Annotated in this window: 26 protein-coding genes and 1 tRNA gene; 22 read left to right on the top strand and 5 right to left on the bottom strand. The window is 70.8% G+C overall.

The genetic code is table 11. The annotated features are described in order from the left end of the window. Positions 1-66 precede the first annotated feature (66 nt). From slmA to tatC, 11 genes are all read left to right on the top strand, one after another. On the top strand, positions 67-738 hold the full coding sequence (gene slmA, locus G5B56_RS12015; protein WP_009856600.1) for a nucleoid occlusion factor SlmA: 672 nt from the start codon (positions 67-69) through the stop codon (positions 736-738). Between the two features lie 7 nt (positions 739-745). Next, positions 746-1,402: a ligase-associated DNA damage response endonuclease PdeM gene (gene pdeM / locus G5B56_RS12010; RefSeq protein WP_009856601.1), complete on the top strand. Its 657-nt coding sequence runs from the start codon at positions 746-748 to the stop codon at positions 1,400-1,402. Then, entirely contained in the window at positions 1,399-2,277 is an 879-nt protein-coding gene (locus tag G5B56_RS12005; RefSeq protein WP_029718662.1) for an ATP-binding protein, read from the top strand. Before pdeM ends, G5B56_RS12005 begins: the two co-directional genes overlap by 4 nt. Next, on the top strand, positions 2,270-2,740 hold the full coding sequence (locus G5B56_RS12000; RefSeq protein ID WP_240920800.1) for an NUDIX domain-containing protein: 471 nt from the start codon (positions 2,270-2,272) through the stop codon (positions 2,738-2,740). Before G5B56_RS12005 ends, G5B56_RS12000 begins: the two co-directional genes overlap by 8 nt. A gap of 9 nt (positions 2,741-2,749) precedes the next feature. Beyond that, positions 2,750-3,139, top strand: a complete 390-nt coding sequence (gene hisI / locus G5B56_RS11995) for a phosphoribosyl-AMP cyclohydrolase (RefSeq protein ID WP_043815435.1) — start codon at positions 2,750-2,752, stop codon at positions 3,137-3,139. After that, positions 3,136-3,513, top strand: a complete 378-nt coding sequence (locus G5B56_RS11990) for a phosphoribosyl-ATP diphosphatase (protein ID WP_009856605.1) — start codon at positions 3,136-3,138, stop codon at positions 3,511-3,513. The genes hisI and G5B56_RS11990 overlap by 4 nt, the downstream gene beginning before the upstream one ends. Positions 3,514-3,515: 2 nt before the next feature. After that, positions 3,516-3,896 (top strand): membrane protein, encoded by a 381-nt coding sequence (locus tag G5B56_RS11985; protein WP_009856606.1) that lies wholly within the window; start codon positions 3,516-3,518, stop codon positions 3,894-3,896. Then, positions 3,893-4,240 carry a histidine triad nucleotide-binding protein gene (locus G5B56_RS11980; RefSeq protein ID WP_164963341.1) on the top strand — a complete coding sequence of 116 codons (348 nt, stop codon included), beginning with the start codon at positions 3,893-3,895 and terminating at the stop codon, positions 4,238-4,240. The genes G5B56_RS11985 and G5B56_RS11980 overlap by 4 nt, the downstream gene beginning before the upstream one ends. A gap of 68 nt (positions 4,241-4,308) precedes the next feature. Further along, the gene (gene tatA / locus G5B56_RS11975) at positions 4,309-4,548 is read left to right on the top strand and encodes a Sec-independent protein translocase subunit TatA (protein ID WP_009856608.1); all 240 of its coding nucleotides are present in this window, start codon (positions 4,309-4,311) and stop codon (positions 4,546-4,548) included. Positions 4,549-4,552: 4 nt separating this feature from the next. Beyond that, complete coding sequence (tatB, locus tag G5B56_RS11970) at positions 4,553-5,050, top strand: Sec-independent protein translocase protein TatB (protein ID WP_009856609.1); 498 nt, start codon at positions 4,553-4,555, stop codon at positions 5,048-5,050. Continuing rightward, complete coding sequence (gene tatC / locus G5B56_RS11965; RefSeq protein ID WP_009856610.1) at positions 5,047-5,844, top strand: twin-arginine translocase subunit TatC; 798 nt, start codon at positions 5,047-5,049, stop codon at positions 5,842-5,844. The genes tatB and tatC overlap by 4 nt, the downstream gene beginning before the upstream one ends. Positions 5,845-5,857: 13 nt before the next feature. On the opposite strand, the gene G5B56_RS11960 is transcribed toward tatC, so the two are convergent. After that, positions 5,858-7,024 (bottom strand): S1C family serine protease, encoded by a 1,167-nt coding sequence (locus G5B56_RS11960; protein WP_029718660.1) that lies wholly within the window; start codon positions 7,022-7,024, stop codon positions 5,858-5,860. A gap of 1 nt (position 7,025) precedes the next feature. Between G5B56_RS11960 and G5B56_RS11955 the strand changes: the two genes are divergently transcribed. Together G5B56_RS11955 and pdxA are read left to right on the top strand one after the other, a co-directional pair. Next, positions 7,026-7,799, top strand: a complete 774-nt coding sequence (locus G5B56_RS11955; RefSeq protein WP_164963340.1) for a Nif3-like dinuclear metal center hexameric protein — start codon at positions 7,026-7,028, stop codon at positions 7,797-7,799. Then, positions 7,796-8,788 carry a 4-hydroxythreonine-4-phosphate dehydrogenase PdxA gene (gene pdxA, locus G5B56_RS11950; RefSeq protein ID WP_164963339.1) on the top strand — a complete coding sequence of 331 codons (993 nt, stop codon included), beginning with the start codon at positions 7,796-7,798 and terminating at the stop codon, positions 8,786-8,788. The genes G5B56_RS11955 and pdxA overlap by 4 nt, the downstream gene beginning before the upstream one ends. Before the next feature lies 1 nt (position 8,789). Here pdxA and G5B56_RS11945 read toward each other — a convergent pair whose 3' ends face one another. Together G5B56_RS11945 and mscL are read right to left on the bottom strand one after the other, a co-directional pair. Beyond that, a complete protein-coding gene (locus G5B56_RS11945; protein ID WP_164963338.1) occupies positions 8,790-11,117 on the bottom strand; it encodes a DUF1631 family protein in 2,328 nt (775 codons plus the stop codon). Positions 11,118-11,170: 53 nt separating this feature from the next. Further along, positions 11,171-11,596: a large conductance mechanosensitive channel protein MscL gene (mscL, locus tag G5B56_RS11940; protein ID WP_009856615.1), complete on the bottom strand. Its 426-nt coding sequence runs from the start codon at positions 11,594-11,596 to the stop codon at positions 11,171-11,173. A 191-nt stretch (positions 11,597-11,787) separates the two neighbouring features. Here mscL and petA point away from each other — a divergent pair, with 191 nt between their 5' ends. The 6 genes from petA to G5B56_RS11910 all read left to right on the top strand — a co-directional run bounded on the left by petA (position 11,788) and on the right by G5B56_RS11910 (position 15,987). Continuing rightward, positions 11,788-12,384: a ubiquinol-cytochrome c reductase iron-sulfur subunit gene (petA, locus tag G5B56_RS11935; protein ID WP_009856616.1), complete on the top strand. Its 597-nt coding sequence runs from the start codon at positions 11,788-11,790 to the stop codon at positions 12,382-12,384. Positions 12,385-12,416: 32 nt separating this feature from the next. After that, positions 12,417-13,817: a cytochrome bc complex cytochrome b subunit gene (locus tag G5B56_RS11930; RefSeq protein WP_164963337.1), complete on the top strand. Its 1,401-nt coding sequence runs from the start codon at positions 12,417-12,419 to the stop codon at positions 13,815-13,817. A gap of 27 nt (positions 13,818-13,844) precedes the next feature. After that, positions 13,845-14,615 carry a cytochrome c1 gene (locus tag G5B56_RS11925; RefSeq protein WP_009856618.1) on the top strand — a complete coding sequence of 257 codons (771 nt, stop codon included), beginning with the start codon at positions 13,845-13,847 and terminating at the stop codon, positions 14,613-14,615. A 128-nt stretch (positions 14,616-14,743) separates the two neighbouring features. Next, positions 14,744-15,355, top strand: coding sequence for a glutathione S-transferase N-terminal domain-containing protein (locus tag G5B56_RS11920; protein WP_009856619.1), 612 nt, complete (start codon positions 14,744-14,746; stop codon positions 15,353-15,355). A gap of 19 nt (positions 15,356-15,374) precedes the next feature. After that, complete coding sequence (locus G5B56_RS11915) at positions 15,375-15,887, top strand: ClpXP protease specificity-enhancing factor (protein ID WP_164963336.1); 513 nt, start codon at positions 15,375-15,377, stop codon at positions 15,885-15,887. Positions 15,888-15,911: 24 nt separating this feature from the next. Then, positions 15,912-15,987 (top strand) — tRNA-Thr (locus G5B56_RS11910). A 19-nt stretch (positions 15,988-16,006) separates the two neighbouring features. Here G5B56_RS11910 and G5B56_RS11905 read toward each other — a convergent pair. Continuing rightward, the gene (locus tag G5B56_RS11905) at positions 16,007-16,336 is read right to left on the bottom strand and encodes a hypothetical protein (RefSeq protein WP_009856621.1); all 330 of its coding nucleotides are present in this window, start codon (positions 16,334-16,336) and stop codon (positions 16,007-16,009) included. A gap of 227 nt (positions 16,337-16,563) precedes the next feature. Between G5B56_RS11905 and secA the strand changes: the two genes are divergently transcribed. Next, a complete protein-coding gene (secA, locus tag G5B56_RS11900) occupies positions 16,564-19,308 on the top strand; it encodes a preprotein translocase subunit SecA (protein WP_009856622.1) in 2,745 nt (914 codons plus the stop codon). A 150-nt stretch (positions 19,309-19,458) separates the two neighbouring features. Here the strand turns inward: secA and G5B56_RS20080 are convergent, their stop codons facing one another. Continuing rightward, positions 19,459-22,065, bottom strand: coding sequence for a S8 family serine peptidase (locus G5B56_RS20080; protein WP_240920799.1), 2,607 nt, complete (start codon positions 22,063-22,065; stop codon positions 19,459-19,461). Between the two features lie 351 nt (positions 22,066-22,416). Between G5B56_RS20080 and argJ the strand changes: the two genes are divergently transcribed. Both argJ and G5B56_RS11885 read left to right on the top strand, forming a co-directional pair. Continuing rightward, positions 22,417-23,646, top strand: a complete 1,230-nt coding sequence (gene argJ / locus G5B56_RS11890; protein WP_029718657.1) for a bifunctional glutamate N-acetyltransferase/amino-acid acetyltransferase ArgJ — start codon at positions 22,417-22,419, stop codon at positions 23,644-23,646. 204 nt (positions 23,647-23,850) lie between these two features. Then, positions 23,851-25,152 (top strand): MFS transporter, encoded by a 1,302-nt coding sequence (locus G5B56_RS11885; protein WP_164963335.1) that lies wholly within the window; start codon positions 23,851-23,853, stop codon positions 25,150-25,152. The last annotated feature ends 2 nt before the right edge of the window (positions 25,153-25,154 follow it).

Raw genomic sequence — 25,154 nt, 5'->3', positions numbered from 1 at the left:
CGCGGCCGTATGCCAGAATCCCAAAGTCCCCTCCCGCCCCCACGACATCCTCTTCTCGCCGCCCGAATGGAAGACCAGAGCGCCCACGCCGACCCGCTGGCCCCGGCGACGGTCTCCGAGCCGGTGACGCCGGCGGTCGCCACCGCCGCGCCGGCGCGCAAGCGCCCGCGCCCCGGCGAGCGCCGCGTGCAGATCCTGCAGACGCTGGCGCAGATGCTCGAGCAGCCGGGCGCCGAACGCATCACGACGGCCGCGCTGGCGGCGCGCCTGGACGTCAGCGAAGCGGCGCTGTACCGCCACTTCGCCAGCAAGGCGCAGATGTTCGAGGGGCTGATCGAGTTCATCGAGTCCAGCGTCTTCACGCTGGTCAACCAGATCGCCGAGCGCGAGCCTTCGGGCGCGGCGCAGGCGCGGCGCATCGTCGCGGTGCTGCTGCAGTTCGGCGAGAAGAACCCGGGCATGACGCGGGTGATGGTCGGCGACGCGCTGGTCTTCGAGCACGAGCGCCTGGCCGCGCGCATGAACCAGTTCTTCGACCGCCTGGAGTCGCAGCTGCGCCAGAGCCTGCGCGCCGCGGCCGACGAAAGCGGCTCGGCGACCCCCACGGTGGACGCCAACGCGATCGCCTCGGCGCTGGTCGCGTTCGCGGTCGGCCGCCTGCACCGCTACGCACGTTCGGGCTTCCGCCGCTCGCCGACCGAGCTGCTCGAGCCGGCGCTGCAACGCCTCGCCGCCTGAGCGCGCGGTGGTCCACGTCGAGCTTGCCGGGCAGGCGCTCGTCCTGCTGCCCGAACGCTGTGCCTTCCTGCCAGCCGAGCGCATGCTGCTTGTCGCCGACGCCCACCTGGGCAAGGCCCAGAGTTTCCGCAGCCTGGGCGTGCCGGTGCCGGCGGGCACCACGAGCCGGACGCTGGAGATGCTGGACGCCGCCATCGCCGCCACCGGCGCCGAACGCATCGTCTTCCTCGGCGACCTGATCCACTCGTCGCGCTCGCGCACGCCGGGCACGGCGCAGGCCGTGGCACGCTGGCGCGCGCGCCATCCGGGCCTGGCGCTGACGCTGGTGCGCGGCAACCACGACCGCCACGCCGGCGACCCGCCGCCGGACTGGGGCATCGACTGCGTCGACGGCCCGCTGCGTGTCGGCGCGCTGGCGCTGGCCCACGAACCCGAGCCGATCGCCGGCGCCTACGTCATCGGCGGCCATCTGCACCCGGCGGTGGCGCTCGGCGGCCCGGCGCACGACCGCCTGCGGCTGCCGTGTTTCCACTTCGGGCCCGAGGTCGGCGTGCTGCCGGCCTTCGGCGCCTTCACCGGCTGCGCCACCGTCGAGCACCGCCCGGGCGACCGGACCTGGGTCGTCGTCGACGACACGCTGCGCCCCCTACACTCGGTTCCATGATCCCGACGTCTTCCGTGGAGGCGCTGCTCGCCCGCGCCGAATCGCTGCTCGCGCGGCTGGAGTCGGTGCTGCCGCACCCGCCGGCCGCGCCCGACTGGGCCGCGTCGCCCGCCTTTCGCTACCGCCGCCGCGGCAACGCCGGCGTGCTCGAACCCGTGCGCCACGTCGCGACGATCCGCCTCGCCGACCTGAAGGAGATCGACGGCCAGAAGGAACGCCTGGTGCGCAACACCGAGCAGTTCGTCGCCGGCCGCGGCGCCAACAACGTGCTGCTGACCGGCGCGCGCGGCACGGGGAAAAGTTCGCTGATCAAGGCCTGCCTCAACGAGTACGCGCCGCGTGGCCTGCGCCTGATCGAGGTCGACAAGGCCGACCTCGTCGACCTGCCCGACATCGTCGACCTGGTTGCCGACCGCCCCGAACGTTTCGTCGTCTTCTGCGACGACCTCAGCTTCGACGAAGGCGAGCCCGGCTACAAGGCGCTGAAGAGCATGCTCGACGGCTCGGTGGCGCAGACCGCCGACAACGTGCTGATCTACGCCACCAGCAACCGGCGCCACCTGCTGCCCGAGTACATGCGCGAGAACCTCAGCTACACGCACACCGACGACGGCGAGGTGCATCCGGGCGAGGTCGTCGAGGAGAAGATCTCGCTGTCCGAGCGTTTCGGGCTGTGGATCAGCTTCTACCCGTTCTCGCAGAACGAGTATCTGGCGATCGTCGCGCAGTGGCTGCGGGCCTTCGGCGTCGGCGAGCAGGCCATCGCCGCGGCGCGCCAGGAGTCGCTGGTCTGGGCGCTGGAGCGCGGTTCGCGCTCGGGCCGTGTCGCGCAGCAGTTCGCACGCGACTACGCCGGGAGGCTGGGCGATGGCTGAGGCGAGCGAGCGCACGCCGGTCGACGTCGGGTCATCTGAACCGCGCCGTCCGGTGGACGTCGCGGTCGGGGTTCTCGTGGCCCCCGACGGCCGCTTCCTGCTGACCAGCCGCCCCGAGGGCAAGGTCTACGCCGGCCACTGGGAGTTCCCGGGCGGCAAGCTGGAGGCCGGCGAGACCGTCGAAGAGGCGCTGCGGCGCGAGCTGCACGAGGAACTCGGCATCACGATCGGCCCGGCCGAGCCCTGGAAGATCGAGCTGATGGACTACCCGCACGCTCGCGTGCGGCTGCACTTCTGCAAGGTCTACCGCTGGGAAGGCGAGTTCGAGATGCGCGAGCGCCAGCAGATGGCCTGGCAGACGCTGCCGGTCGAGGTGAGGCCGGTGCTGCCGGGCACGGTGCCGGTGCTGGCCTGGTTCGCCGAGGAACGGGGATTCACCGGCCCGACGCACACGGCTGCGTAAACTGCCCCCATGGACTGGCTCGACAGCGTGAAGTGGGGCGACGACGGCCTGGTGCCGGCGATCGCCCAGGAAGCGACCACCGGCGACGTGCTGATGGTCGCGTGGATGAACCGCGAGGCCCTGGCCGAGACCGCGCGCCGGGGCGAGGCGGTCTACTGGAGCCGCTCGCGAAAGCGCCTGTGGCACAAGGGCGAGGAATCGGGCCACGTGCAGACCGTGCACGAGCTGCGCCTGGACTGCGATGCCGACGTGATCCTGATGAAAGTCACGCAAACCGGGCACGAACCGGGCATCGCCTGCCACACCGGTCGGCACAGCTGCTTCTTCCGGCGTTACGAGAACGGGGCCTGGCAGACGGTGGAGCCGGTGCTGAAGGACCCCGAGAGCATCTACAAATGAACGAACCCGTTTCCGCGTCGCCGGCTGCCGGCGACGACACGCTGGCGCGGCTGGCCGACGTCATCGACTCGCGCCACGGCGGCGACCCCGACAAGAGCTACGTCGCGCGCCTGTTCCACAAGGGCACCGACGCGATCCTGAAGAAGGTCGGCGAGGAGGCCACCGAGGTCGTCATGGCGGCCAAGGACGGCGTGCCCGAGCGCCTGGTCGGCGAGGTGGCCGACCTGTGGTTCCACAGCCTGGTCGCGCTGTCGCACTTCGGGCTGCGGCCCGAGCAGGTGCTGGCGGAACTGCGGCGCCGCGAAGGACTCTCCGGACTGGAGGAGTTCGCGCTGCGCAAGGTGCGCCAGCGCGAGAGTTCCGAAGGAGGATGACGATGACGAACGATGTCGTGGCCGCCGCCGAGCGCGAGGCCTCGCTGAAGACGCTGGGGCACGTGAGCTACCTGCTGCACGCGATCGTCGCGGTCAGCGCGGTCGTGCCCGGCATCCAGGCGAGCATCGTGCTGCTGCTGATCGCCTTCGTCATCGACCTCGTCAAGCGCGGCGACGCGCTGGGCTCCTGGCAGGAGTCGCACTTCCGCTGGCGCATCCGCAGCGTGATCTTCGCCGGGCTGGCCTACCTGCTGACGATCCCGCTGTGGCTGCTGTTCGTCTTTCCGGGCTGGATCGCCTGGATGCTGATCTCGATCTGGTTCCTCTACCGCATCGTCCGCGGCTGGAGCGCCCTCAATTCCAACCAGGCCCTCCCGGCATGAAGCACGACCCGAACTGCATCTTCTGCAAGATCGCCGCCGGCCAGATCCCGGCGAAGAAGGTTTACGAGGACGACGAACTGCTCGTCTTCCACGACATCAACCCCTGGGCGCCGGTGCACGTGCTGGTGATTCCCAAGGAACACGTCGCGACGCTGGCCGACACCGGCCCCGAGCACGAGGCGCTGCTCGGCCGCATGCTGGCGCTGGCGCCGAAGCTGATGCGTGAGCTGGGCGTCACCAACGGCTTCCGGGTCGTCGTCAACAACGGGCCCGACGGCGGGCAGGAGGTCTACCACCTGCACATGCACGTGATGGGCGGCCCGCGGCCCTGGGCCAAGGGCTGACATCACCGGCCCCGGGGTGCCGGGCGCTCTCGCCATAGAATTTGCGGTTCCTCCAAAGGAGTTAAGACATGGGTTCCTTCAGCATCTGGCACTGGCTCATCGTGCTGCTGGTCGTGGTGTTGATCTTCGGCACGAAGAAGCTGAAGAACATCGGCGCCGACCTCGGCGGCGCCGTCAAGGGCTTCAAGGACGGCGTCAAGGGCGCCAACGAAGCCGAAGACACGCCGCCGGCGCCGCCGCAGCAGGTGACCACGGCCCAGCGCAACGACGCCAACACCGTCGACGTCGACGCCAAGACCAAGCACTGATCCCGTGCTCGACTTCGGTTTCGACAAGATCGCGCTGATCGGCGCGGTCGCGCTGATCGTCATCGGGCCCGAAAAGCTGCCCAAGGTGGCGCGCACGCTCGGACACCTGTTCGGCAAGGCGCAGCGCTACGTCGCCGACGTCAAGGCCGAGGTCAACCGCTCGATCGAGCTCGACGAGCTGCGCAAGATGAAAGACCAGTTCCAGGACGCCGCGCGCGACGTCAGCCAGACGGTGCAGCGCGAGGTGCAGGCCGCCGGCAGCGCCGTCGAGTCCGAGTGGCGCGAGGCCGCCGACGCCTGGTCCGGCGGCTCGCCGGCCACGGCGACCGAGGCGCTGTCCACCCCGGTGCCCGAGTACCGGCCGCCGAAGAAGAACTGGCGCCTGAAGCGCGGTGCCACGCCTCTCTGGTACAAGCAGCGCCACGGCGTGCGCACCCGCGCGCAGTCCGGCGCGGCGCGTGTCGCGCGCTTCCGTCCGCCCGGTCTCGGGCCGCGTCGATGAGCGCGCCGGACCCCAAGGACGACGAACTCGCCGGCACCGAAGCCCCGTTCGTCTCCCACCTGATCGAACTGCGCGACCGGCTGATCCGGGCGCTGATCGCGATCGGCATCGCCTTCGCCGTGCTCGCCCTGTGGCCCGGGCCCTCGGCGCTGTACGACCTGCTGGCCGCGCCGCTGGTCGCGCACCTGCCCAAGGGCGCGACGCTGATCGCCACCAACGTCATCTCGCCGATCCTGGTGCCGCTGAAGATCACGCTGATGGCGGCGCTGATGCTGGCGCTGCCGATCGTGCTCTACCAGGTCTGGGCCTTCGTGGCGCCAGGGCTGTATTCGCACGAGAAGAAGCTGGTGCTGCCGCTGGTGATCAGCAGCACCATCCTGTTCATCGTCGGCGTGGCCTTCTGCTACTTCATCGTCATCCCGGGGATGTCGAAGTTCATCCAGGCCTTCGCGCCGAGCGCGATCACCGCGGCACCGGACATCGAGGAGTACTTCGGCTTCGTGCTGACGCTGTTCCTGGTCTTCGGCGTCGCCTTCGAGGTGCCGGTGGCGGTGGTCGTGCTGGCGCGCATCGGCATCGTCACGATCGCCCAGCTGCGCAAGGCGCGCGGCTACTTCATCGTCGGCGCGTTCATCGTCGCCGCGGTCGTGACGCCGCCGGACGTGATCTCGCAGCTGGCGCTGGCGATCCCGATGATCCTGCTCTACGAGGCCGGCATCATCGCCGCGCAGCTCTTCATCCGGCACACCAAGGCGCCCGAGGAAGCGGCCGACGGCAGCCAGAAGCCGGGCTGAGCCCGGCCGGGCTTCAGCGCGGCACCCGGCGCATCGCCGCCGGGCGTTCGCCGATCACCAGCCGCACCTCGAGCCCGCGCTCCCCGCGCTGCACCGCGATCAGCGCCTCCGAGCGCGGCCGCAGCGCCGCCACCGCCGACATCAGCTCGGTCGTGTTGCCCACCGCGGTGTCGCCGATGCGGGTGACGACGTCGCCCGGGCGCAGGCCGCCGCGGCTGGCCGGCCCGTCCTGCAGCACGCCGGTGATCAGCACGCCGTTGTTCACCGGCAGGCCCAGGCTCCTGGCGATCTCGGGCGTCAGGTCGCGCGGCTCGACGCCGATCCAGCCGCGCGTGACGCGGCCCTCGCTGACGATGGCCTCCATCACCTGGCGCGCGATGTCCACGGGGATCGCGAAGCCGATGCCCATGCTGCCGCCGCTGCGCGAGAAGATCGCGGTGTTGATGCCGACGAGGTTGCCGGCCGCGTCGACCAGCGCGCCGCCGGAATTGCCGGGGTTGATCGCGGCGTCGGTCTGGATGAAGTTCTCGAAGGTCGACAGGCCGAGCTGGTTGCGCCCCAGCGCGCTGACGATGCCGGCGGTGACGGTCTGGCCGACGTTGAACGGGTTGCCGATGGCCAGCACGACGTCGCCGACCTGCAGCGAGGGCGCGTCGCCGAAGGCGATGATCGGCAGCTTGTCGAGCTCGATCTTCAGCACCGCGAGGTCGGTCTCGGGGTCGGCGCCGATGACACGCGCACGCACCTGGCGGCCGTCGACGAGCTGGACCTCGATCTCGTCGGCGCCTTCGATGACGTGGTTGTTCGTCAGCAGGTAGCCCTCGGGCGAGGCGATGACGCCCGAGCCCAGGCCGGTCTGCGCCTGCGGGCGCGCCGCCTCGTCGCCGAAGAAGAAGCGAAAGCGCGGGTCGTCGGCGTGCGGGCTGCGCCGCGCCATCTTGGTCGCGACGATGCTGACGACGGCCGGCGTGGCGCGCCGCGCCGCGGCGCTGTAGCCGCCGGCGTGCAGCCCGGCGGCGGCCGAGGCCGCGCTCAGCGGCGCCGGGGCCTGCAGGATCGTCGCGCCCGGCAGGACCGGGCCGCCGCGCGGCAGCCAGTCGGGCTTGAGCGTCTCGACGACGAAGAGTCCGCCCAGCGCGACGGTGACCGCCTGCGAGAATACGAGCCAGGTTCTGCGCAACATGGACGAGAAGGAGACGGCGCCGGTGGCCGAGCTGAAAGAGATCGACGCCTTCCTCAAAGGGCTGCTGAAACCCGAGGCGTTCCGGGATTATGGGCCGAACGGCCTGCAGGTCGAGGGCCGTGCCGAGGTGCGGCGCATCGTCTCGGGCGTCACCGCCAGCCGCGAGTTCATCGACGCCGGCATCGCCGCCGGCGCCGACCTGCTGTTCGTGCACCACGGGCTGTTCTGGCGCGGCCAGGACGGGCGGCTGACCGGCTGGCTGGGCGAGCGCGTGCGCCGGCTGATGAAACACGACCTGAGCCTCGTCGCCTACCACCTGCCGCTGGACGCCCACGCCGAGCTCGGCAACAACGCCCAGCTCGGCCTGCGCCTGGGCCTCGCGGCCGACGCCCGTTTCGGCGAGCAGGACATCGGCTTCATCGGCCCGGCCGCCGGCATCGCCGATGCCTCGGCGCTGGCGGCGCGTGTCGAGCAGGCGCTCTCGCGAGAGCCGCTGCTGCTGCCCGGCGACGGCCGGCCGCTGCGGCGCATCGCCTGGTGCAGCGGTGGCGCCCAGGGCCACTTCGAGGCCGCGATCGCCGCCGGCGCCGACGCCTTCCTGACCGGCGAGGTCTCGGAGCAGCAGGCCCACCTGGCGCACGAGACCGGCGTCGCCTTCCTGGCCTGCGGCCACCACGCCACCGAGCGCTACGGCGCGCCGGCCGCCGCCGCCGCGGTGGCGGCGCACTTCGGCCTGGAGCACCGCTTCATCGAGATCGACAACCCGGTATGAACACGCCGCTGTTGATCACGATGGGCGACGCCGCCGGCGTCGGGCCGGAGATCGTTGCCGCGGCCTTCCGCCGGGGCGAGGCCGACGGCTGCGTCGTCGTCGGCGACCCGGCGGTGCTGCGCCGTGCCGGCGCCGGCATGGTCGCGGTGATCGACTCGCCGGCCGATCTCGCGGAGGTGCCGCCGGGATGCCTGCCGGTGCTGGTGCCGCCCGCGCTGCCCGAAGGCCTGGCGGCGCTGCCCTGGGGCCGTGTCGACGCCCGTGCCGGGGCGGCGGCGGCGGCCTGCATCGAGGAGGCGGTGCGCCGGGTGCGTGCCGGCGAGGCTTCGGCCCTGGTCACCGCGCCGATCCACAAGGAGGCGCTGGCGGCCGCCGGCGTGCCGTTTCCGGGCCACACCGAGATGCTGCAGGCCCTGGCCGCCGACGGCGCCGCGCTGCCGCCGGTGCGCATGATGCTGGCCAACGAGGAGCTGCGTGTGGTGCTGGTGACGATCCACGTCGCGCTGCGCCAGGCGATCGAGCTCGTCACCCACGACGCCGTGCTGCGCACGCTGCGCATCGCGCATGCGGCCGCCGCCGCCTGGGGGCAGCGCGCGCCGCGCATCGCGGTGGCCGGGCTGAACCCGCATGCCGGCGAGGGTGGGCTGTTCGGGCACGAGGAGATCGAGATCATCGCCCCGGCCATCGAGGCCGCACGCGCCGAAGGCATCGACGCGCAGGGCCCGTTCCCGCCGGACACGGTGTTCATGCGCGCGCGCCGCGGCGCCTTCGATCTGGTCGTCGCGATGACCCACGATCACGGCCTGATCCCGGTGAAGTACCTGGGTGTCGAGCACGGCGTCAACGTGACGCTGGGCCTGCCCTTCGTGCGCACCAGCCCCGACCACGGCACCGCGTTCGACATCGCGGGGCAGGGCCGGGCCGACCCGGCCAGCCTCGTGGCGGCGATCCGCTGGGCGCGTGCGGCGCTGGCCGCGCGCGGCGGCTGACTCAGGCGCCGCCGCCGACGCCGGCGAGCTGGCGCCGCGCGCGCGCCGTGGCGCGTTCGAGCAGGTAGGCGTTCTCGAAGGCGCGCAGCCGGCCGGTCTCGCACAGCCGCACCAGCATGCGGTGGGTCAGCGAGATCGTCTCCTTGTGGCGCGAGCCGTGGTGGAAGACGAAGAACGTGCGCCCGGCGCTGACGTGCACCAGGCGCACCTTCTGCCAGGCGTCGGCGATGTGCATGCGGTAGGCGAAGCCGACCTGCACGTGCTCGGCCAGCGCGCGGCCCTCGGTCGGCTCGACCGGCTCCGACGGCAGCGGCAGGCCGCCGATCGCGGTGTCGGCAGCGGTGACCGGCGCGTCCTCGCCGACGACGATGTCGATCTGCCCGTCCCAGTCGACCTGGCTCTCGTCGACCAGGCCCACGCAGGCGGCTTCCTCGGGGCTGAAGCGCGGCTCGGCGATGACGTCGTCGAGCACCGGCAGGTTGGCCGGCGCGCCGCGCAGCTCCTCGGGTGTCGGCAGCGGGCGCTGCAGCGCGCCTTCGACCTCGCGCGCGAGCAGGTTGAAGTCCAGCGGCCGCAGCGGCGTGGCCTTCAGCGACTCGGCATGCGCCGGCAGCAGGCGGCCGAAGAACTCGCGCCGCGAGGCTTCGGGCCAGCCGATCAGGTCCAGCCCTTCGCCCAGCTCCTTCATCAGCTTGGGCAGCTCGGCGAGGAAGGCCTTGCGCTGCGCCGACGAGGTCTTGGCCTGCACGCTCATGAAGAGCTCGCGGCCGACCTGGCGCAGCTGGCGCACCGACTCGGCCTCGGCGCCGTCGCGTGCGCTGGCGGCGACGACGACCTGGCTCCAGACCTGGCTGATGAAGTCGCGCAGGAACGGCGGCGCCGACAGGTCCTTCAGCTCGCCGTGCAGCTGCTGGGCGTAGAGCTGGCGCAGGCGCAGCTCGTCTTCCTTGGCGGCGAGCAGATCGGCGGCACCCTGCTCGCCGGCCTCGGCGCGGCCCTGTTCGGCGACGAAGGCCTCCAGCGCGGCGAGCTTGCTCTGGTAGACCTCGAGCTGGTCGAAGTCGCCGTCGACGACCTCGTCGACGAGGCCGCGGATGCGCGCCAGCACACGCTGCGCGCCGTCGTCGCCGATGTCGTCGAAACCCGCGCCCAGCGAGGCGATGCGGTTGACGAAGCGGCGCACCGGATGGCGCCGCGACGAGAAGAAGCTCGGGTCGCCGAGCGCGGCACGCAGCACCGGCAGCTGCAGCCGCGCGATCTGGCGCGCGACCTGCGGCGGCACCTTCGGGTCCGACAGGATCTGGTCGAACAGGCTGCCGATGACGTCGATGACCATCAGGTCCAGCGACCCGGCGGCGGCCTGGCGCAGCTCTTCGCGGTGGACGTGGATCAGGTTGGGCAGTGCGGCGCCGCTGGCGCCGGCGTCGGCGGGCTCGCCGATGGCCGCGGCCTCGGCGTAGGCGATGCGGCGCATCAGCGCCATCATCGCCGGGTCGACCTCGCCCAGCGGCGTGCCGCGGCTGGCCGCGGCGCCGCCGGAACGTGTGCTCGGCGCGAAGTGGCTGGCGCCGGCGCGGCGGCTGCTCCAGCGGCTGTCGGCGTCCGGGGAGAAGGCCGCGCGCTCGGACACGGTGCCGCGCTCCGAGGCGCCGAAGCCGGTGCTCGGCGCGCCGCTGCGCGAGTCGGCGTTGCGCACCGTCAGCCCCGCGGGCTGGATGCCGGCACGGCGCAGGTCGGAGACGATCTCGGCATAGGCCGTGCGCAGCAGCGTCGCCAGCGAGCGCGCCATCTCCTTGGCCAGCGCGGCGCGCACCTCGGGGCGTTCGGAGACGGTCTCGATGGCCTGGTACATCGCGTGGCCGACGATCTCGGGGCGCAGCGGGTTGCGCGGCTCGCGGTCGCCGCGGGCGCCCTCGAGCAGCGCGCCGACGTAGGCGCCGAGTTCACGCAGTTCCCACTCGCAGGCGTGCGCGGTCTCCAGGCCGAAACGTTCCGCGGCGACCTCGATCTCGAGCTCGCGGTCCTCGACGAGGCGCAGCGACTCCCAGCTCGCGCTCTGCGTCGAGTCCTCGCTCGCGCGCGGCGCGACCTCGCGCAGCACGCGCCGGTCGAACTCCTCGTTGAACGCCAGCGCGAAGACGGCGGACTTGCGGTTGAGCTCGAACTGCGCGCCCAGCAGGCCGTCGCGCTGGAAGGCGTTGTTCGACGCGAGCGCGGCGAGCCCCAGGCTCTCGATGGTGCGCTCGGTGGCCTGCCGCGCCGCCAGCTTGACGCGCTGGACGGCGGCTTCGAGCGGGGCGGGCAGGCGGTGGACGGGGTGGGGATTCATGCGCGCGACGAGAGTCCCCAAGTATGCGGCAACTGCCGCATCCCTCTCCCGGATTACGCCTTGCGGGCGAGCGCGTCGCGGATCTCGCGCAGCAGCAGCACGTCCTCGGGCGTCGGCGCGGGGGCCGGGGGCGGCGGCGGCGGTGCGTTGCGCTTGATGCGGTTGATCTGCTTGACCATCACGAAGATGATGAAGGCGAGGATCACGAAGTTGACGGACACCGTGATGAAGCTGCCGTAGGCGAACACGGCGCCGCCCTTCTTGGCCTCGGCCAGCGTCGTGGCGGCCTGTCCGGCCAGCGGGATGAAGTAGTTGCTGAAGTCCAGCCCGCCGAAGACCTTGCCCACGAGCGGCATGATGACGTCGCCCACCAGCGACTCGACGATCTTGCCGAACGCGCCGCCGATGATCACGCCAACGGCGAGGTCGACGACGTTGCCCTTGGTGGCGAACTCCTTGAATTCCGATGCGAAGCTCATGCGAGCCCCCTCCTGCTTGTCGTTGAAGTGGTCCGGCCCTCGGTCGCGAAGGTCTTTCGGGGCCCCGGGCACGGTAGGTCGGGGCCTTGGCCTCGTCAAGCACGCCGGTGAGCGGCGGATGTCCCTTCGGCGTCGGTTAGAATCACGGGTTGACCCGAATCCCCCCTCCCGAGCAACACCCGAGGACATCCATGAGTGACGCTGCCGTCGACCAAGGACGACGCACCTGGATCGCCATCACCTGCGGCGCTGGTGCCGTCGGTGGCGCGGCGGTCGCCGTTCCGTTCGTCAGCACTTTTGCGCCTTCCGAACGGGCCCGCGCCGCTGGCGCTCCCGTCGAAGTCGACATCAGCAAGCTGGCCCCCGGTGACCGCATGACCGTCGAATGGCGCGGCAAGCCGGTCTGGATCCTGCGTCGCACGCCGGAACAGATCGAGCAGCTGAAGTCGCTCGACGGCCAGCTCGCCGACCCGAACTCCGAGCGCACCGCCTACCCGATCCCCGAATACGCGAAGAACACCGGGCGCTCGATCAAGCCCGAGTTCCTGGTCGTCATCGGCATCTGCACGCACCTGGGCTGCTCGCCCGGCGGCGTGGCCAAGGGCAGCGGCAACGCCAGCGTGCCCGCCGACTGGCCGGGCGGCTTCCTCTGCCCCTGCCACGGCTCGACCTTCGACCTGGCCGGCCGCGTCTACAAGAACAAGCCCGCGCCGGACAACCTCGAGGTTCCGCCGCACATGTACCTGTCCGACACCGTTCTGCTGATCGGTGAGGACAAGAAGGCCTGACGCCGCAAACCACGAAGTCCGAGGTCAATTCGATGGCTGAATTCAAGCAAGCGCGGCCGGGTGCGCCGATGGCCGAGCAGTTCATGACATGGGTGGACAACCGGTTCCCGGCCACCAAGCTCTTCAAGGAGCACATGTCGGAGTACTACGCTCCGAAGAACTTCAACGTCTGGTACTTCTTCGGCTCGCTGGCGATGCTGGTCCTGGTGATCCAGATCGTCACCGGCATCTTCCTCGTGATGCACTACAAGCCCGACGCCGCGCTCGCGTTCGCGTCGGTCGAGTACATCATGCGCGACGTGCCCTGGGGCTGGCTGGTGCGCTACATGCACTCCACCGGCGCCTCGGCGTTCTTCATCGTCGTGTACCTGCACATGTTCCGCGGGATGATCTACGGCAGCTACCGCAAGCCGCGGGAGCTGGTGTGGGTCTTCGGCTGCGCGATCTTCCTCGCGCTGATGGCCGAAGCCTTCATGGGCTACCTGCTGCCGTGGGGCCAGATGAGCTACTGGGGCGCCCAGGTCATCATCAACCTGTTCGCCGCGATCCCCTTCGTCGGCAACGACCTGTCGCTGCTGATCCGCGGTGACTTCGTCGTCGGCGACGCGACGCTCAACCGCTTCTTCAGCTTCCACGTCATCGCCGTGCCGCTGGTGCTGCTGGGCCTGGTCGTCGCGCACATCATCGCGCTGCACGAAGTGGGCTCGAACAACCCCGACGGCATCGAGATCAAGGCCAAGACCGACGCCAAGGGCGTGCCGCTGGACGGCATCCCGTTCCACCCGTACTACACGGTGCACGACATCTTCGGCGTGGCGATCTTCCTGATCATCTACAGCGCCGTGCTGTTCTTCGCGCCCGAAGGCGGCGGCTACTTCCTGGAGTTCAACAACTTCATCCCGGCCGACCCGCTGAAGACGCCGCTGCACATCGCGCCGGTGTGGTACTTCACGCCGTTCTACTCGATGCTGCGCGCGGTGACCGACGACATGGTCACGGTGCTGGTGGTCCTGGTGGCCGCGGCCGGTGTGCTCGGCTTCCTGAAGGGTGGCTTCAAGGGCCCGTGGAAGTTCGCTCCGCTGATCGGCGCCGTTGCGCTGGTGGTGCTGCTGAAGGTCTTCGACGCCAAGTTCTGGGGCGTCGTGGTGATGGGCGTCGCGGTGCTGATCCTCTTCTTCCTGCCCTGGCTGGACCGCAGCCCGGTGAAGTCGATCCGCTACCGCCCGACCTGGCACAAGGTGGTCTACGGCGTGTTCGTCGTCAACTTCGTGGTGCTCGGCTACTACGGCATCCAGCCGCCGTCGACCGCCGGCACGATCATCTCGATGGTCGGCACGCTGTTCTACATGGGCTTCTTCCTGCTGATGCCCTGGTGGAGCCGCATCGGCGAGTTCAAGCCGGTGCCTGAGCGCGTGACCTTCCGCGCCCACTGAGCCGACGAGAGCGGAGTCCTAGACACCATGAAGAAACTGATTCTCTCCCTGCTCGCCAGCCTGGCCTTCGTCGGCGCGGCCCACGCCTCGTCGGCCGGCCCGGCCTGGGACAAGTTCCCGACCGAGCGCCTGAACGACCAGGCGGCGCTGCAGCGCGGCGCGCAGACCTTCGCCAACTACTGCCTGAACTGCCATTCCGCCTCGTACATGCGCTACAACCGCATGCTCGAGATCGGCCTGACCGAGCAGCAGATCCGCGAGAACCTGATCTTCACCGGCGTGAAGGTCGGTGACCTGATGACCGCGTCGATCGATCCGCGCGACGCCAAGGAATGGTTCGGCGCCACGCCGCCGGACCTGACGCTGGTGGCGCGCTCGCGTGCCGACGGCTCCAAGGGCAGCGGCGCCGACTACCTCTACACCTACCTGCGCGGCTTCTACCGCGACGACAGCCGTCCCACCGGCTGGAACAACATCGTCTTCCCCGCCGTCGGCATGCCGCACGCGCTGTGGGAGATGCAGGGCACGCAGCACGCGGTGTTCGAGGAGCACAAGGATCCGCAGGACCCGACCAAGGTCACGCACGTGTTCAAGGGTTTCGAGATCGAGACCCCCGGCACGATGTCCAAGGCCGAGTACGACGCCACCGTCGCCGACCTCGTCGCGTTCATGACCTGGATGGCCGAGCCGATGCGTTCCACCCGCACCCAGCTGGGCATCGGCGTGCTGATCTTCCTGGCCATCTTCACCGTGATCGCCTGGCGCCTGAACGCGGTGTACTGGAAGGACGTCAAGTAGACGTCCACCACGCCCGGCGGTGGGCCGGGCCATGGAGCGCAGTGGCAGCCTTCGGGCGACCACTGCGTTCGCTTCTTTTGACGCGGGGCCCGTCCACGGCCCCCACTGACGATTGAGGGCCCCACGCCATGATGGTGCTTTACTCCGGAACGACCTGCCCCTACTCGCACCGCTGCCGCTTCGTGCTGTTCGAGAAGGGCATGGATTTCGAGATCCGCGACGTCGACCTCTTCGCCAAGCCCGAAGACATCGCGATGATGAATCCGTACAACGAGGTGCCGATCCTCGTCGAGCGCGATCTCATCCTCTACGAGTCGCACATCATCAACGAGTACATCGACGAGCGTTTCCCGCATCCGCAGCTGATGCCGGGCGACCCGGTGGCCCGTGCGCGCGTGCGCCTGTTTCTCTTCAACTTCGAGAAGGAACTGTTCGCCCACGTCAACCTGCTCGAGGGCCGCGGCATCAAGGCGACCGACAAGCAGCTCGAGAAGGCGCGTGCGCAGATCCGCGACCGCCTGACGCAGCTCGCGCCGATCTTCCTGAAGAACAAGTACATGCTCGGCGACGACTTCTCGATGCTCGACGTCGCGATCGCGCCGCTGCTGTGGCGCCTGGACTACTACGGCATCGACCTGTCGAAGAACGCCGTGCCGCTGCTGAAGTACGCCGAGCGCATCTTCTCGCGCCCGGCCTACATCGAGGCGCTGACGCCCTCGGAAAAGGTGATGCGCAAGTAAGCCGACAGGGCCTCGAGCGATGAGCGCGACCAGCGACAACCAGGGTTCCTCCACGCGCCCGTACCTGCTGCGGGCGCTGCACGACTGGTGCACCGACAACGGCTTCACGCCGTACCTCGCGGTCTATGTCGACGCGAGCGTGCAGGTGCCGATGGAGTACGTGAAGAACCACGAGATCGTGCTCAACGTCGGCTTCGAGGCCACGTCCGGGCTCAAGCTCGGCAACGAGTTCATCGAGTTCAAGGCCCGCTTTGGCGGCGTGCCGCGCGACATCGTCGTGCCGGTCGATCACGTCGTCGCGATCTACGCGCGCGAGAACGGGCAGGGCATGGCCTTCCCGGCGCCGGCCGAGGCGGCCTCGCCGGCGGCGGCGGCCGAGCCGGCGCGCGCGCCGACGCCGCTGCGCTCCGGGCTGCGTCTGGCGTCCGAGTCCGGCGAGCCGCCGGCGCCCGCCGACCACGCGCCTCCGCCGGACGATTCTCCCGAGCCCGGCGGCTCGGGCGGCCGGCCCTCGCTGAAGCGGATCAAGTAGGCGCTCCTACAATCCCCAGCTCGCGCCGGCTTAGCTCAGTTGGTAGAGCACCCGCCTTGTAAGCGGAAGGTCGTCAGTTCGACTCTGACAGCCGGCACCAGACTCCCGTCAGCCCCGCCTCAGCGGCGAATGCCCGGCTCGGGCGGCAGCACCCGCACCTTGATCGCCACCGGCGCCCAGCCGGCACCGCGGAGACGCGCGTCCAGCCGCGGCAGCAGCTGGCGCAGCTTGGCTGCGGCCGCCCCGTGGTTGGCCAGCAGCGTCCAGCCTTCCTCGTCCAGCGGCCCGGGTCGCACCGCGCCGCGCAGGCCGCCGGCCAGCAGCGGCGCGATCGCGTCGTAGCGTTCGCGCGACTCGCGCACCCGCTGCAACAGGCCCGCCAGCGGCGCATGGCCGCCGAGCGCGTCGCTGAAGCTGAGGGTGCCGGCGAGAGGGGAGCGGGGGGCCATCACGGCAGTCTAGCCGGATGGCCGCGGGACGGCGGGGCTGCCGTTGGCCGGCAATGTCCGGGTGCTAAACTCGTCGGCTTCGTGCCCGTGCGCCAGCGCGACGCCCGAGCGCCACCGAGCGAACCGCCCGACCCCGCCGCCGCACGGCCCGGGGTCGCCATGCGCGGCTCGCCTGAGCCCGCCCGGCCCGCAGCGCGGGCACCGCACACACCTCGAGCGCGGACTTCATGTTTCCCAAGATCCTGACCCAGATTTTCGGCAGCCGCAACGAACGCCTGCTGAAGGGCTACCGTCGCACGGTCGAGAAGATCAATGCGCTGGAGTCTCAGCTGCAGAAGCTCGACGACGCCGCCCTGCGCGCCAAGACCGACGAGTTCCGCCAGCGCCTGGCGCAGGGCACCGCGCTCGACGACCTGCTGCCCGAGGCCTTCGCCGTCGTGCGCGAGGCCGGCAAGCGCGTGCTGAAGATGCGCCACTTCGACGTCCAGCTGATCGGCGGCATGGCGCTGCACGACGGCAAGATCGCCGAGATGCGCACCGGCGAAGGCAAGACGCTGGTCGCGACGCTGCCGGTGTACCTGAACGCGCTGCCCGGCAAGGGCGTGCACGTCGTCACCGTCAACGACTACCTCGCGCGCCGCGATGCCGAGTGGATGGGCCGGCTCTACGGTTTCCTCGGCCTCACGGTCGGCGTCAACGTGCCGGGCCTGTCGCGCGAGGAGAAGCAGGCCGCGTTCGCCGCCGACGTCACCTACGGCACGAACAACGAGTTCGGCTTCGACTACCTGCGCGACAACATGGTCTACGACGTGCGCGAGCGTGTCGCGCGCGGCCTGAACTACGCCATCGTCGACGAGGTCGACTCGATCCTGATCGACGAGGCGCGCACGCCGCTGATCATCAGCGGCCAGGCCGAGGACCACACCGAGCTGTACGTCAGCGTCAACGCGGTGATCCCCAAGCTCAAGAAGCAGATCGGCGAAGCCGACCCGCGCACCGGCGAAGGTGTCATCGAGCCCGGCGACTTCACCGTCGACGAGAAGGCGCACCAGGTCTTCCTGACCGAGGCCGGCCACGAGAAGGCCGAGCAGATCCTCTCCGAAGCCGGCCTGCTGGCGCCGGGCGCGAGCCTGTACGACCCGGCCAACATCGCGCTGATGCACCACGTGTACGCGGCGCTGCGGGCCCACCAGCTCTACAACCGCGACCAGCACTACGTCGTGCAGAACGGCGAGGTCGTCATCGTCGACGAGTTCACCGGCCGCCTGATGACGGGCCGGCGCTGGAGCGACGGCCTGCACCAGGCCGTGGAAGCCAAGGAAGGCGTCCGGATCCAGAGCGAGAACCAGACGATGGCCTCGGTCACGTTCCAGAACTACTTCCGCATGTACGGCAAGCTCGCCGGCATGACGGGCACGGCCGACACCGAGGCCTACGAGTTCCAGGAGATCTACGGCCTCGAGACGGTGGTCATCCCGCCGAACAAGCCGACGATCCGCAAGGACGAGAACGACCTCATCTACAAGACGGCCAAGGAGCGCTACGACGCCGTCATCGCCGACATCCGCGACTGCTACGAACGCGGCCAGCCGGTGCTCGTCGGCACGACCTCGATCGAGAACTCGGAGCTGATCTCCGATCTGCTGAACAAGGCCGGGCTGCCGCACCAGGTGCTCAACGCCAAGCAGCACGCCAAGGAAGCCGAGATCGTCGCCCAGGCCGGCCGGCCGAAGATGGTGACCATCGCCACCAACATGGCCGGCCGCGGCACCGACATCGTGCTCGGCGGCAACGTCGAGAAGCAGATCCAGTTCCTCGAGGCCGACCCGGCGCTGTCCGACGAGGAGAAGCAGGCGCGCGCCCGCCAGCTGACCGACGAGTGGCAAGGCCTGCACGAGCAGGTCAAGGCGCTGGGCGGGCTGCGCATCGTCGCCACCGAGCGCCACGAGAGCCGGCGCATCGACAACCAGCTGCGCGGCCGCTCGGGCCGCCAGGGCGACCCGGGTTCCAGCCGCTTCTACCTGAGCCTGGACGATCCGCTGATGCGCATCTTCGCCGGCGACCGCGTGCGCGCGGTGATGGACCGGCTGAAGATGCCCGAAGGCGAGGCCATCGAGGCCGGCATCGTCAACCGCTCGATCGAGAGCGCGCAGCGCAAGGTCGAGGCGCGCAACTTCGACATCCGCAAGCAGCTGCTCGAGTACGACGACGTCTCCAACGACCAGCGCAAGGTCATCTACCAGCAGCGCAACGAGATCCTCGAGTCGGCGTCGCTGGACCAGCAGATCGCCAACCTGCGCCGCGCGACGATGGAAGACGTCGTGCGCACCTACGTGCCCGCCGAGAGCCTGGAGGAGCAGTGGGACCTCGAGGCCCTGGAGCGCGTGCTGCGCGACGAGTGGCAGCTCGAGCTGCCGCTCAAGAGCATCGTCGAGGGCAGCGAGAGCATCACCGACGAGGAGATCGTCGAGAAGGTCGCCGCGGCCGCCGACGCGCACTTCCAGGCCAAGGTCGACCTCGTCGGCGCCGACCAGTTCACGCCGTTCATGCGCATGGTGCTGCTGCAGGCGATGGACTCGCACTGGCGCGAGCACCTCGCCGCGCTGGACTACCTGCGCCAGGGCATCCACCTGCGCGGTTACGCGCAGAAGAACCCGAAGCAGGAGTACAAGCGCGAGGCCTTCGAGCTCTTCAGCCAGCTGCTCGACGTCGTGAAGATGGAAGTCACGCGCGTGCTGATGACGGTGCGCATCCAGTCGCGCGACCAGGCCAGCGAAGCCGCCGAGGCGATCGAGGAGCAGGCCAGCCAGGTCAGCAACGTGACCTACACCCACCCCAACGAGGACGGCAGCGTCTCGCAGGAGGCCGACCCGGCGACCGCCGTGGCCGAGGTGCCGCGTGTCGGCCGCAACGACCCCTGCCCCTGCGGCAGCGGCAAGAAGTACAAGAACTGCCACGGCAAGCTGGCCTGAGGCCCGCCGTGCGGGGCCGCCGGCCCGTGCACGCCTGACCCGGCGCCGCCAGCGCCGCATTCGACGGGGCCCTTCGGGGCCCCGTTTCGTTGGCCGCCGCGGCGATGAAAAAGGGGCCCCGAAGGGCCCCTTGGACGGCGCAGCCTGCGTTCAGGGCCGCGCGATGGTGATGACCGGCGAGGTCCAGGTCTCCCAGTCGGTGGCCGTGCCCTCGTTGCCCAGCGCCTTCAGCACCGAGACCTTGACGACGTAGCGCCCGTTCGGCACGGTCGTCCAGGCGCGCGGGTTCTGGCCCTTGCCGCGGAAGGTCGTGCCGTCCCAGGTGTAGGCGAAGAAGCCGCCCGGCGTCGAGTTGCGGGTCACGTACTCGTCCAGGCTGACGCGGTGCCAGGACTTGCCGGTGTCGGCGTCGTAGGCCTCCAGCACCACCTTGCGCGACAGGTGGTCGAAGTGCACGAGGAAGTACGGGATGTCCCCGTCGGCCATCGTGTAGCTCGCGCCTTCGGGCTGGTTGGTGTAGGTGCCGGCCGCCAGCTTGCTCAGCCAGGGGAAGCCGTTGGCCGTCGGCGTCAGCACCACCGTCGACTGGTAGTCGCCCTTGAAGCCGGCATACGGCACGCGCAGCGGGGCCGTGCCGTTGGTCGGCGTCAGCACGATGTAGCCGCCGTACAGGCCGCGCTCGACCAGGGAGGCGTTGGCCGTGATCGTGGCGCTGAACTTGGCCGTGCCGCGGGCCGGCACCGTCAGCGTCGACTGGCTGAAGCTCACCGTGGCCGGTGCCGCGAAGACACCACTGAGGTTGTAGCTGGCGCCGGTCGTCGTGTTCGGCCCGCTCGCCAGCGCCTCGACGTGCGAGATCGTGTAGGTCACCGGGGCGCCCGAACGGTTGCTCACCGTCAGCGTGCGCTGCGACGGCCCGGCCGCGCTCTCACCCAGCGCGAGCTGGCTCGGCGACACCGTCGCGGTGTTCTGGATCACGCCGACGATGTCCAGCATGCCCGAGCCCTGGCGGTGGGCGAAGTCGAGGTAGCCGAGCGCCGGGTTGCCCGACCAGTTGACCGGATCGGCGGTGTTGTAGATCCGCTCGGCCACCTGCGCCGGACGCAGCCGCGGGTTGGACTCCAGGATCAGCGCGACGCCGCCGGCCACGTGCGGCGAGGACATCGACGTGCCCGACAGGCTGGCCGCGCCGCCGAGCTCCAGCGGGTAGCTCGAGTAGATGCCGCCGCCCGGGGCCCCGACGTTGGGCTTGAACGAGAGATCCGCGGCCAGGCCGTAGGAGCTGAAGCCGGAGATCAGGCCGCCGGTGCCGTAGGGCCAGGAGACGTAGCTGCCGGTCCAGGCCAGGCTGGCGTTGCCGGCGGTGATGGCGGCGTCGAGCGCCGCGCCCTGCTCGGCGGTGACGGCGACGACCGGGATCGTCACCGCCGGGGTGCCGGCCACCGTCGGGCTCAGTGCGCCGGCGGCGTTGTTGTAGAGGATGACCGCCGCGGCGCCGCCGAGCTGCGCGTTGTAGGCCTTCTGGTAGAAGCTGCAGGTGCCGCGGCGGATCAGCACCGCCTTGCCGGTCAGGCTGTCGGCCGCCGGGGCGACGCAGGCGTCGTCGGCGGTGGTCGTGGTGCCGGTCTTGGCCAGCGGCAGCGAGCCGCTGGTCGGCGCCATCGGCGAGCCGGTGGCGGCGGTGTAGCCGAACGGCGTGGTGCCGACCTTGAACGACAGCTGCGCGTTGTCGTAGGAGGCCACGCCGATGACCTTGTCGCCGACGCCGGGCGCACCGGCGGCGTACAGCGCGTCCGGCGACGAGCCGCCCGGGCCGTTGTTGCCGATCGACGCGACGACGACCACGCCCTTGGACACCAGCTTGTCGGCGGCCTTGGCGGTCGGGTACTGCGGCCACTGCCGCGCCGCGCCCAGGCTCATGTTGATGACCTGCATGCCGTCCTCGTAGGCGCGCTCCATCGCCGCGAGCATGATGTCCGACGAGGTCGTGCCGGTGCAGCCGAACACCCGGTAGGCGCCGAACGTGACCTTGGGCGCCACGCCGAGCAGGCCGCCGCCGTTGGCGCCGACGATGCCGGCGACGTGCGTGCCGTGGCCGCCGCAGTCGTCCGGGTTCTCGTCGGGCACCGGCACGAGCGCGTCGCCGCTGCCGCCGCTGTTGTAGGCGTCACCGACGAAGTCGTAGCCCTTGACGACCCGGGCGGTCGGGAACGCGGTCGTGCCGTTGCTGCCGCTGCCGCCGAAGGCCGGGTGGTCGATGTCGATGCCGGTGTCGATGATGCCGACCTTGACGCCCTGGCCGCTGAGGCCCAGCTGCTGCTGGGCGACCGCGGCGCCGGTCATGTGGATCGCCGCGGCCAGGTCGGGCGCGGTGCCGGCGCCCTTCACGGGCTCGGGGGCCGCGATCTGGGTCACGGGGTAGATCGCCTGCACGCCGGGCAGCATCGCCAGCTTGGCGCGGTCGGCGGCGTCGACCTTGACGACGAAACCGTTGAACAGCGTGTCGTAGGCGCGGCGCTCCTTCAGGCGCAGCTTGGCGCCCTTGATGGCCGTGCGCATCGCCGCCTGTTCGGCGCGCACCGAGGCGCGCGTGTTGCCGTCGGCCACCGGCTTGCCCGCGAGTTCGACGAACCAGAGGCTGCCCGATTCGGCCGCAGAAGCCGGAACCGAACCCGACGCGGCCTGCGCCGACGCGCCGAACAGCGCGACTGCCGCCGCGACGGCGGTCAGCATCGGCACGAGGTGATGCTTTCTCATGAGGTCATTCACTCCTGTGCGGGCGCCGTCTCGCGGCGCCTCTGTGGCGGCCATGGGGTGGAGATGCGAGCGAGAGCTGCCGGTTCGGGGCGTGGCCCGCGGGGCAGCCGTCGAATGCGTTTCGGGTGGCAGGCTGCCGGTCCGCCCCCGAAGTGCGAACGATTATGGGTAGTGGCCCCCTGGGCGTGCAGCGCCGCGGCAGGCCCCCGGGACCCCCCATCCCGCGACTGCGGGGGCGGGTTGGACCGGGGTTCCCCGCGGCGGCGCAGCGCTGCACCGCACGGGGGCAGGGTTGCACCGGAGGCGCTCCTAGAATCCGCTTTCCATCCGCCTCGCCGTTGCGCCGCCGCCATGCCCGTGAACCTGTCCGCCCCTGTTCCCGCGTCCCTGTTGCCGGTCGCCGGCGTGCGCCTGGGTGTCACGATGGCCGGCATCCGCAAGGCCGGCCGGCGCGACCTCGTCGTCTTCGAGCTCGCCGAAGGTTCGGCGGTGGCCGGCGTGTTCACCCAGAACCGCTTCTGTGCCGCGCCGGTGCAGGTCTGCCGCGAGCATCTGGCCGGCGGTGACGGCATCCGCGCGATCGTCGTCAACACCGGCAATGCCAACGCCGGCACCGGCGCCGACGGCCTGGCGCGCGCGCGCCGCAGCTGCGACGCGCTGGCCGCGGTGGCCGGCGTCGCGCCGCGCCAGGTGCTGCCGTTCTCGACCGGCGTCATCATGGAGACGCTGCCGGTCGAGCGCCTCGAAGCCGGCCTGCCGGCCGCCTGGGCCGCGCTGCGTGCCGACGGCTGGGCCGAGGCCGCCGAAGGCATCATGACCACCGACACGCTGCCGAAGGCGGCGTCGCGGCAGGTGCAGATCGGCGGGCGCACGGTCACCGTCACCGGCATCGCCAAGGGCGCCGGCATGATCCGCCCGAACATGGCGACGATGCTCGGCTTCGTCGCCACCGACGCCGCCGTCGATGCGGCGCTGCTGCAGCCGCTGGTGCGCGAGGCCGCCGACCTGAGCTTCAACCGCATCACGATCGACGGCGACACCTCGACCAACGACTCGTTCGTGCTGATCGCCACTGGCCAGGCCGGCCACGCGCCGATCACCACGCTCGACTCGGCCGAAGGCCGCACGCTGCGCGACGCCGTCATCGCGGTGTCGCAGCAGCTCGCGCAGGCCATCGTGCGCGACGGCGAAGGCGCGACCAAGTTCATCACCGTCACCGTGCAGGGCGGCCGCGACGAGGCCGAATGCCGCGCCGCGGCCTACGCGGTGGCGCATTCGCCGCTCGTCAAGACGGCGTTCTTCGCCAGCGACCCCAACCTCGGCCGCATCCTGGCGGCCGTCGGCTACGCCGGCATCGCCGACCTCGACCAGGGCCTGATCGACCTCTTCCTCGACGACGTGCACGTCGTGCGCGAAGGCGGCCGCCATCCGGCGTACCGCGAGGAGGACGGCCAGCGCGTGATGAAGCAGGCCGAGATCACGGTGCGGGTCGACCTGCACCGCGGCGCGGCGGCGGCGACGGTCTGGACCTGCGACTTGTCGCACGACTACGTCAGCATCAACGCCGACTACCGCTCCTGATCCCTTCTCCGGCGGTCGTGCCGCCGGTCCGGGGCTGCTAGGATCGCCGCCCCTTCCCCCCTCGACGGCCGGCCGGCGTCCACCGCCCCAGCCGCCGTCGACAGGCCGGCGCGCCGCGCGCCGGCCGCGGGCCGCCGATCGTGTCGTCTCGGTGTCGCCCGTGTTCCGCGGCAGGCCCGCATCCGACGACCGGAGATCCGCACGATGACCCGCGCGCTGCTCGCCCGCCTGCGCGCCGCCCTGACGCTGCCGCCGGGCGACCTGCTTCGAAACGCCACCTACCGCCGGCTCTGGACCTCGATCCTCATCAGCTCGCTCGGCGGCCAGGTGACGATGCTCGCGCTGCCGCTGACCGCGGCGGTGCTGCTGCATGCCACGCCGACGCAGATGGGGCTGCTGACGGCGATGGAGATCGCACCGTTCGTGCTGTTCTCGCTGCCGGCCGGCGTCTGGCTGGACCGCGTGCGCAAGCTGCCGGTCTACATCGCCGGCGAGGTGCTGATCGGCGTCGCGGTGGCCAGCGTGCCGCTGGCCTGGGCGATGGGCTGGCTGGCGATGCCCTGGCTGTATGCCGTCGGCTTCTTCATCGGCTGCATCTTCACGGTGGCCGGCACCGCCTCGCAGATCGTGCTGACCCAGGTCGTCGAACGCGATCGCCTGGTCGAGGCGCACGCCAAGAACGCGCTCGCGACCTCGGGCTCCGACGTCGCCGGCCCCGGGTTCGCGGGCCTGCTGATCAAGCTCTTCGGCGCGCCGCTGGCGCTGCTGGTCGACGCGGTGCTGGTCATCGTCTCGGCGGCCATCCTGCGTGGCATCCATGTCGACGAACGGCGCACGCCGCGCCCCGACGCGCGCTTCGGCCGCGAGCTGGCCGAAGGTCTGCGTTTCGTCGCCGAGCACAAGCTGCTGGTCGCGCTGGCCGTCGCCGTCGGCACCTGGCAGCTGTGCCAGAACGCGGCCCAGGTGGTGCAGATCCTGTTCGCGACGCGCACGCTCGGTCTGTCCGAACACGCCGTGGGCCTGTGCTACATCGCGCTGGGCGCCGGCACCGTGACGGCCAGCGTCTGGGGCAACCGCATCAGCCGGCGCATCGGGCCAGGGCCGAGCATGGTGCTGGGCTTCGGGGTCTGCGGCAGCGGCTGGCTGCTGCTGGCGGCGGCGCCGGTCGGCCCCTGGGGCGTGGCCGCGTTTGCCGCGACGCTGGCGCTCTACGGCGCCGGCGCGGTGCTGGCCTTCATCAACTTCCTGGCGCTGCGCCAGGCGGTGACGCCGGAGCCGATGCTCGGCCGCATGACGAGCACGATGCGCTGGCTGATCCTGCTGCCGGCCGGCCCCGGTGCGCTGATCGGCGGCTGGCTCGGCGAGCACCACGGCCTGCGCTCGGCGCTGGCCTTTGCCGGCGGCGTGTCGATGCTGCTGGTGATCGCCGCCTGGTGGCACCCGGTGATCCGCGGCGTGCGCTCGCTGCCCAGCGCGGCCAAGCCGGTGACGGCCGGCGGCGCCTGAGC

Source organism: Rubrivivax sp. JA1026 (assembly GCF_011065555.1).
GTDB lineage: Bacteria > Pseudomonadota > Gammaproteobacteria > Burkholderiales > Burkholderiaceae_C > Rubrivivax > Rubrivivax benzoatilyticus.
Note: the sequence above shows the minus strand (reverse complement) of the source record. Positions and strands in the feature narration are given on the sequence as shown.

Excerpts from the sequence above, each read along its gene's own strand:
- slmA (WP_009856600.1), top strand. The coding sequence starts at position 67 with ATGGAAGACCAGAGCGCCCACGCCGACCCGCTGGCCCCGGCGACGGTC.
- G5B56_RS12005 (WP_029718662.1), top strand. The coding sequence starts at position 1,399 with ATGATCCCGACGTCTTCCGTGGAGGCGCTGCTCGCCCGCGCCGAATCG.
- G5B56_RS12000 (WP_240920800.1), top strand. The coding sequence starts at position 2,270 with ATGGCTGAGGCGAGCGAGCGCACGCCGGTCGACGTCGGGTCATCTGAA.
- hisI (WP_043815435.1), top strand. The coding sequence starts at position 2,750 with ATGGACTGGCTCGACAGCGTGAAGTGGGGCGACGACGGCCTGGTGCCG.
- G5B56_RS11990 (WP_009856605.1), top strand. The coding sequence starts at position 3,136 with ATGAACGAACCCGTTTCCGCGTCGCCGGCTGCCGGCGACGACACGCTG.
- G5B56_RS11985 (WP_009856606.1), top strand. The coding sequence starts at position 3,516 with ATGACGAACGATGTCGTGGCCGCCGCCGAGCGCGAGGCCTCGCTGAAG.
- G5B56_RS11980 (WP_164963341.1), top strand. The coding sequence starts at position 3,893 with ATGAAGCACGACCCGAACTGCATCTTCTGCAAGATCGCCGCCGGCCAG.
- tatA (WP_009856608.1), top strand. The coding sequence starts at position 4,309 with ATGGGTTCCTTCAGCATCTGGCACTGGCTCATCGTGCTGCTGGTCGTG.
- tatC (WP_009856610.1), top strand. The coding sequence starts at position 5,047 with ATGAGCGCGCCGGACCCCAAGGACGACGAACTCGCCGGCACCGAAGCC.
- G5B56_RS11955 (WP_164963340.1), top strand. The coding sequence starts at position 7,026 with ATGGACGAGAAGGAGACGGCGCCGGTGGCCGAGCTGAAAGAGATCGAC.
- pdxA (WP_164963339.1), top strand. The coding sequence starts at position 7,796 with ATGAACACGCCGCTGTTGATCACGATGGGCGACGCCGCCGGCGTCGGG.
- G5B56_RS11945 (WP_164963338.1), bottom strand. The coding sequence starts at position 11,117 with ATGAATCCCCACCCCGTCCACCGCCTGCCCGCCCCGCTCGAAGCCGCC.
- mscL (WP_009856615.1), bottom strand. The coding sequence starts at position 11,596 with ATGAGCTTCGCATCGGAATTCAAGGAGTTCGCCACCAAGGGCAACGTC.
- petA (WP_009856616.1), top strand. The coding sequence starts at position 11,788 with ATGAGTGACGCTGCCGTCGACCAAGGACGACGCACCTGGATCGCCATC.
- G5B56_RS11930 (WP_164963337.1), top strand. The coding sequence starts at position 12,417 with ATGGCTGAATTCAAGCAAGCGCGGCCGGGTGCGCCGATGGCCGAGCAG.
- G5B56_RS11925 (WP_009856618.1), top strand. The coding sequence starts at position 13,845 with ATGAAGAAACTGATTCTCTCCCTGCTCGCCAGCCTGGCCTTCGTCGGC.
- G5B56_RS11920 (WP_009856619.1), top strand. The coding sequence starts at position 14,744 with ATGATGGTGCTTTACTCCGGAACGACCTGCCCCTACTCGCACCGCTGC.
- G5B56_RS11915 (WP_164963336.1), top strand. The coding sequence starts at position 15,375 with ATGAGCGCGACCAGCGACAACCAGGGTTCCTCCACGCGCCCGTACCTG.
- G5B56_RS11905 (WP_009856621.1), bottom strand. The coding sequence starts at position 16,336 with ATGGCCCCCCGCTCCCCTCTCGCCGGCACCCTCAGCTTCAGCGACGCG.
- secA (WP_009856622.1), top strand. The coding sequence starts at position 16,564 with ATGTTTCCCAAGATCCTGACCCAGATTTTCGGCAGCCGCAACGAACGC.
- G5B56_RS20080 (WP_240920799.1), bottom strand. The coding sequence starts at position 22,065 with ATGAGAAAGCATCACCTCGTGCCGATGCTGACCGCCGTCGCGGCGGCA.
- argJ (WP_029718657.1), top strand. The coding sequence starts at position 22,417 with ATGCCCGTGAACCTGTCCGCCCCTGTTCCCGCGTCCCTGTTGCCGGTC.
- G5B56_RS11885 (WP_164963335.1), top strand. The coding sequence starts at position 23,851 with ATGACCCGCGCGCTGCTCGCCCGCCTGCGCGCCGCCCTGACGCTGCCG.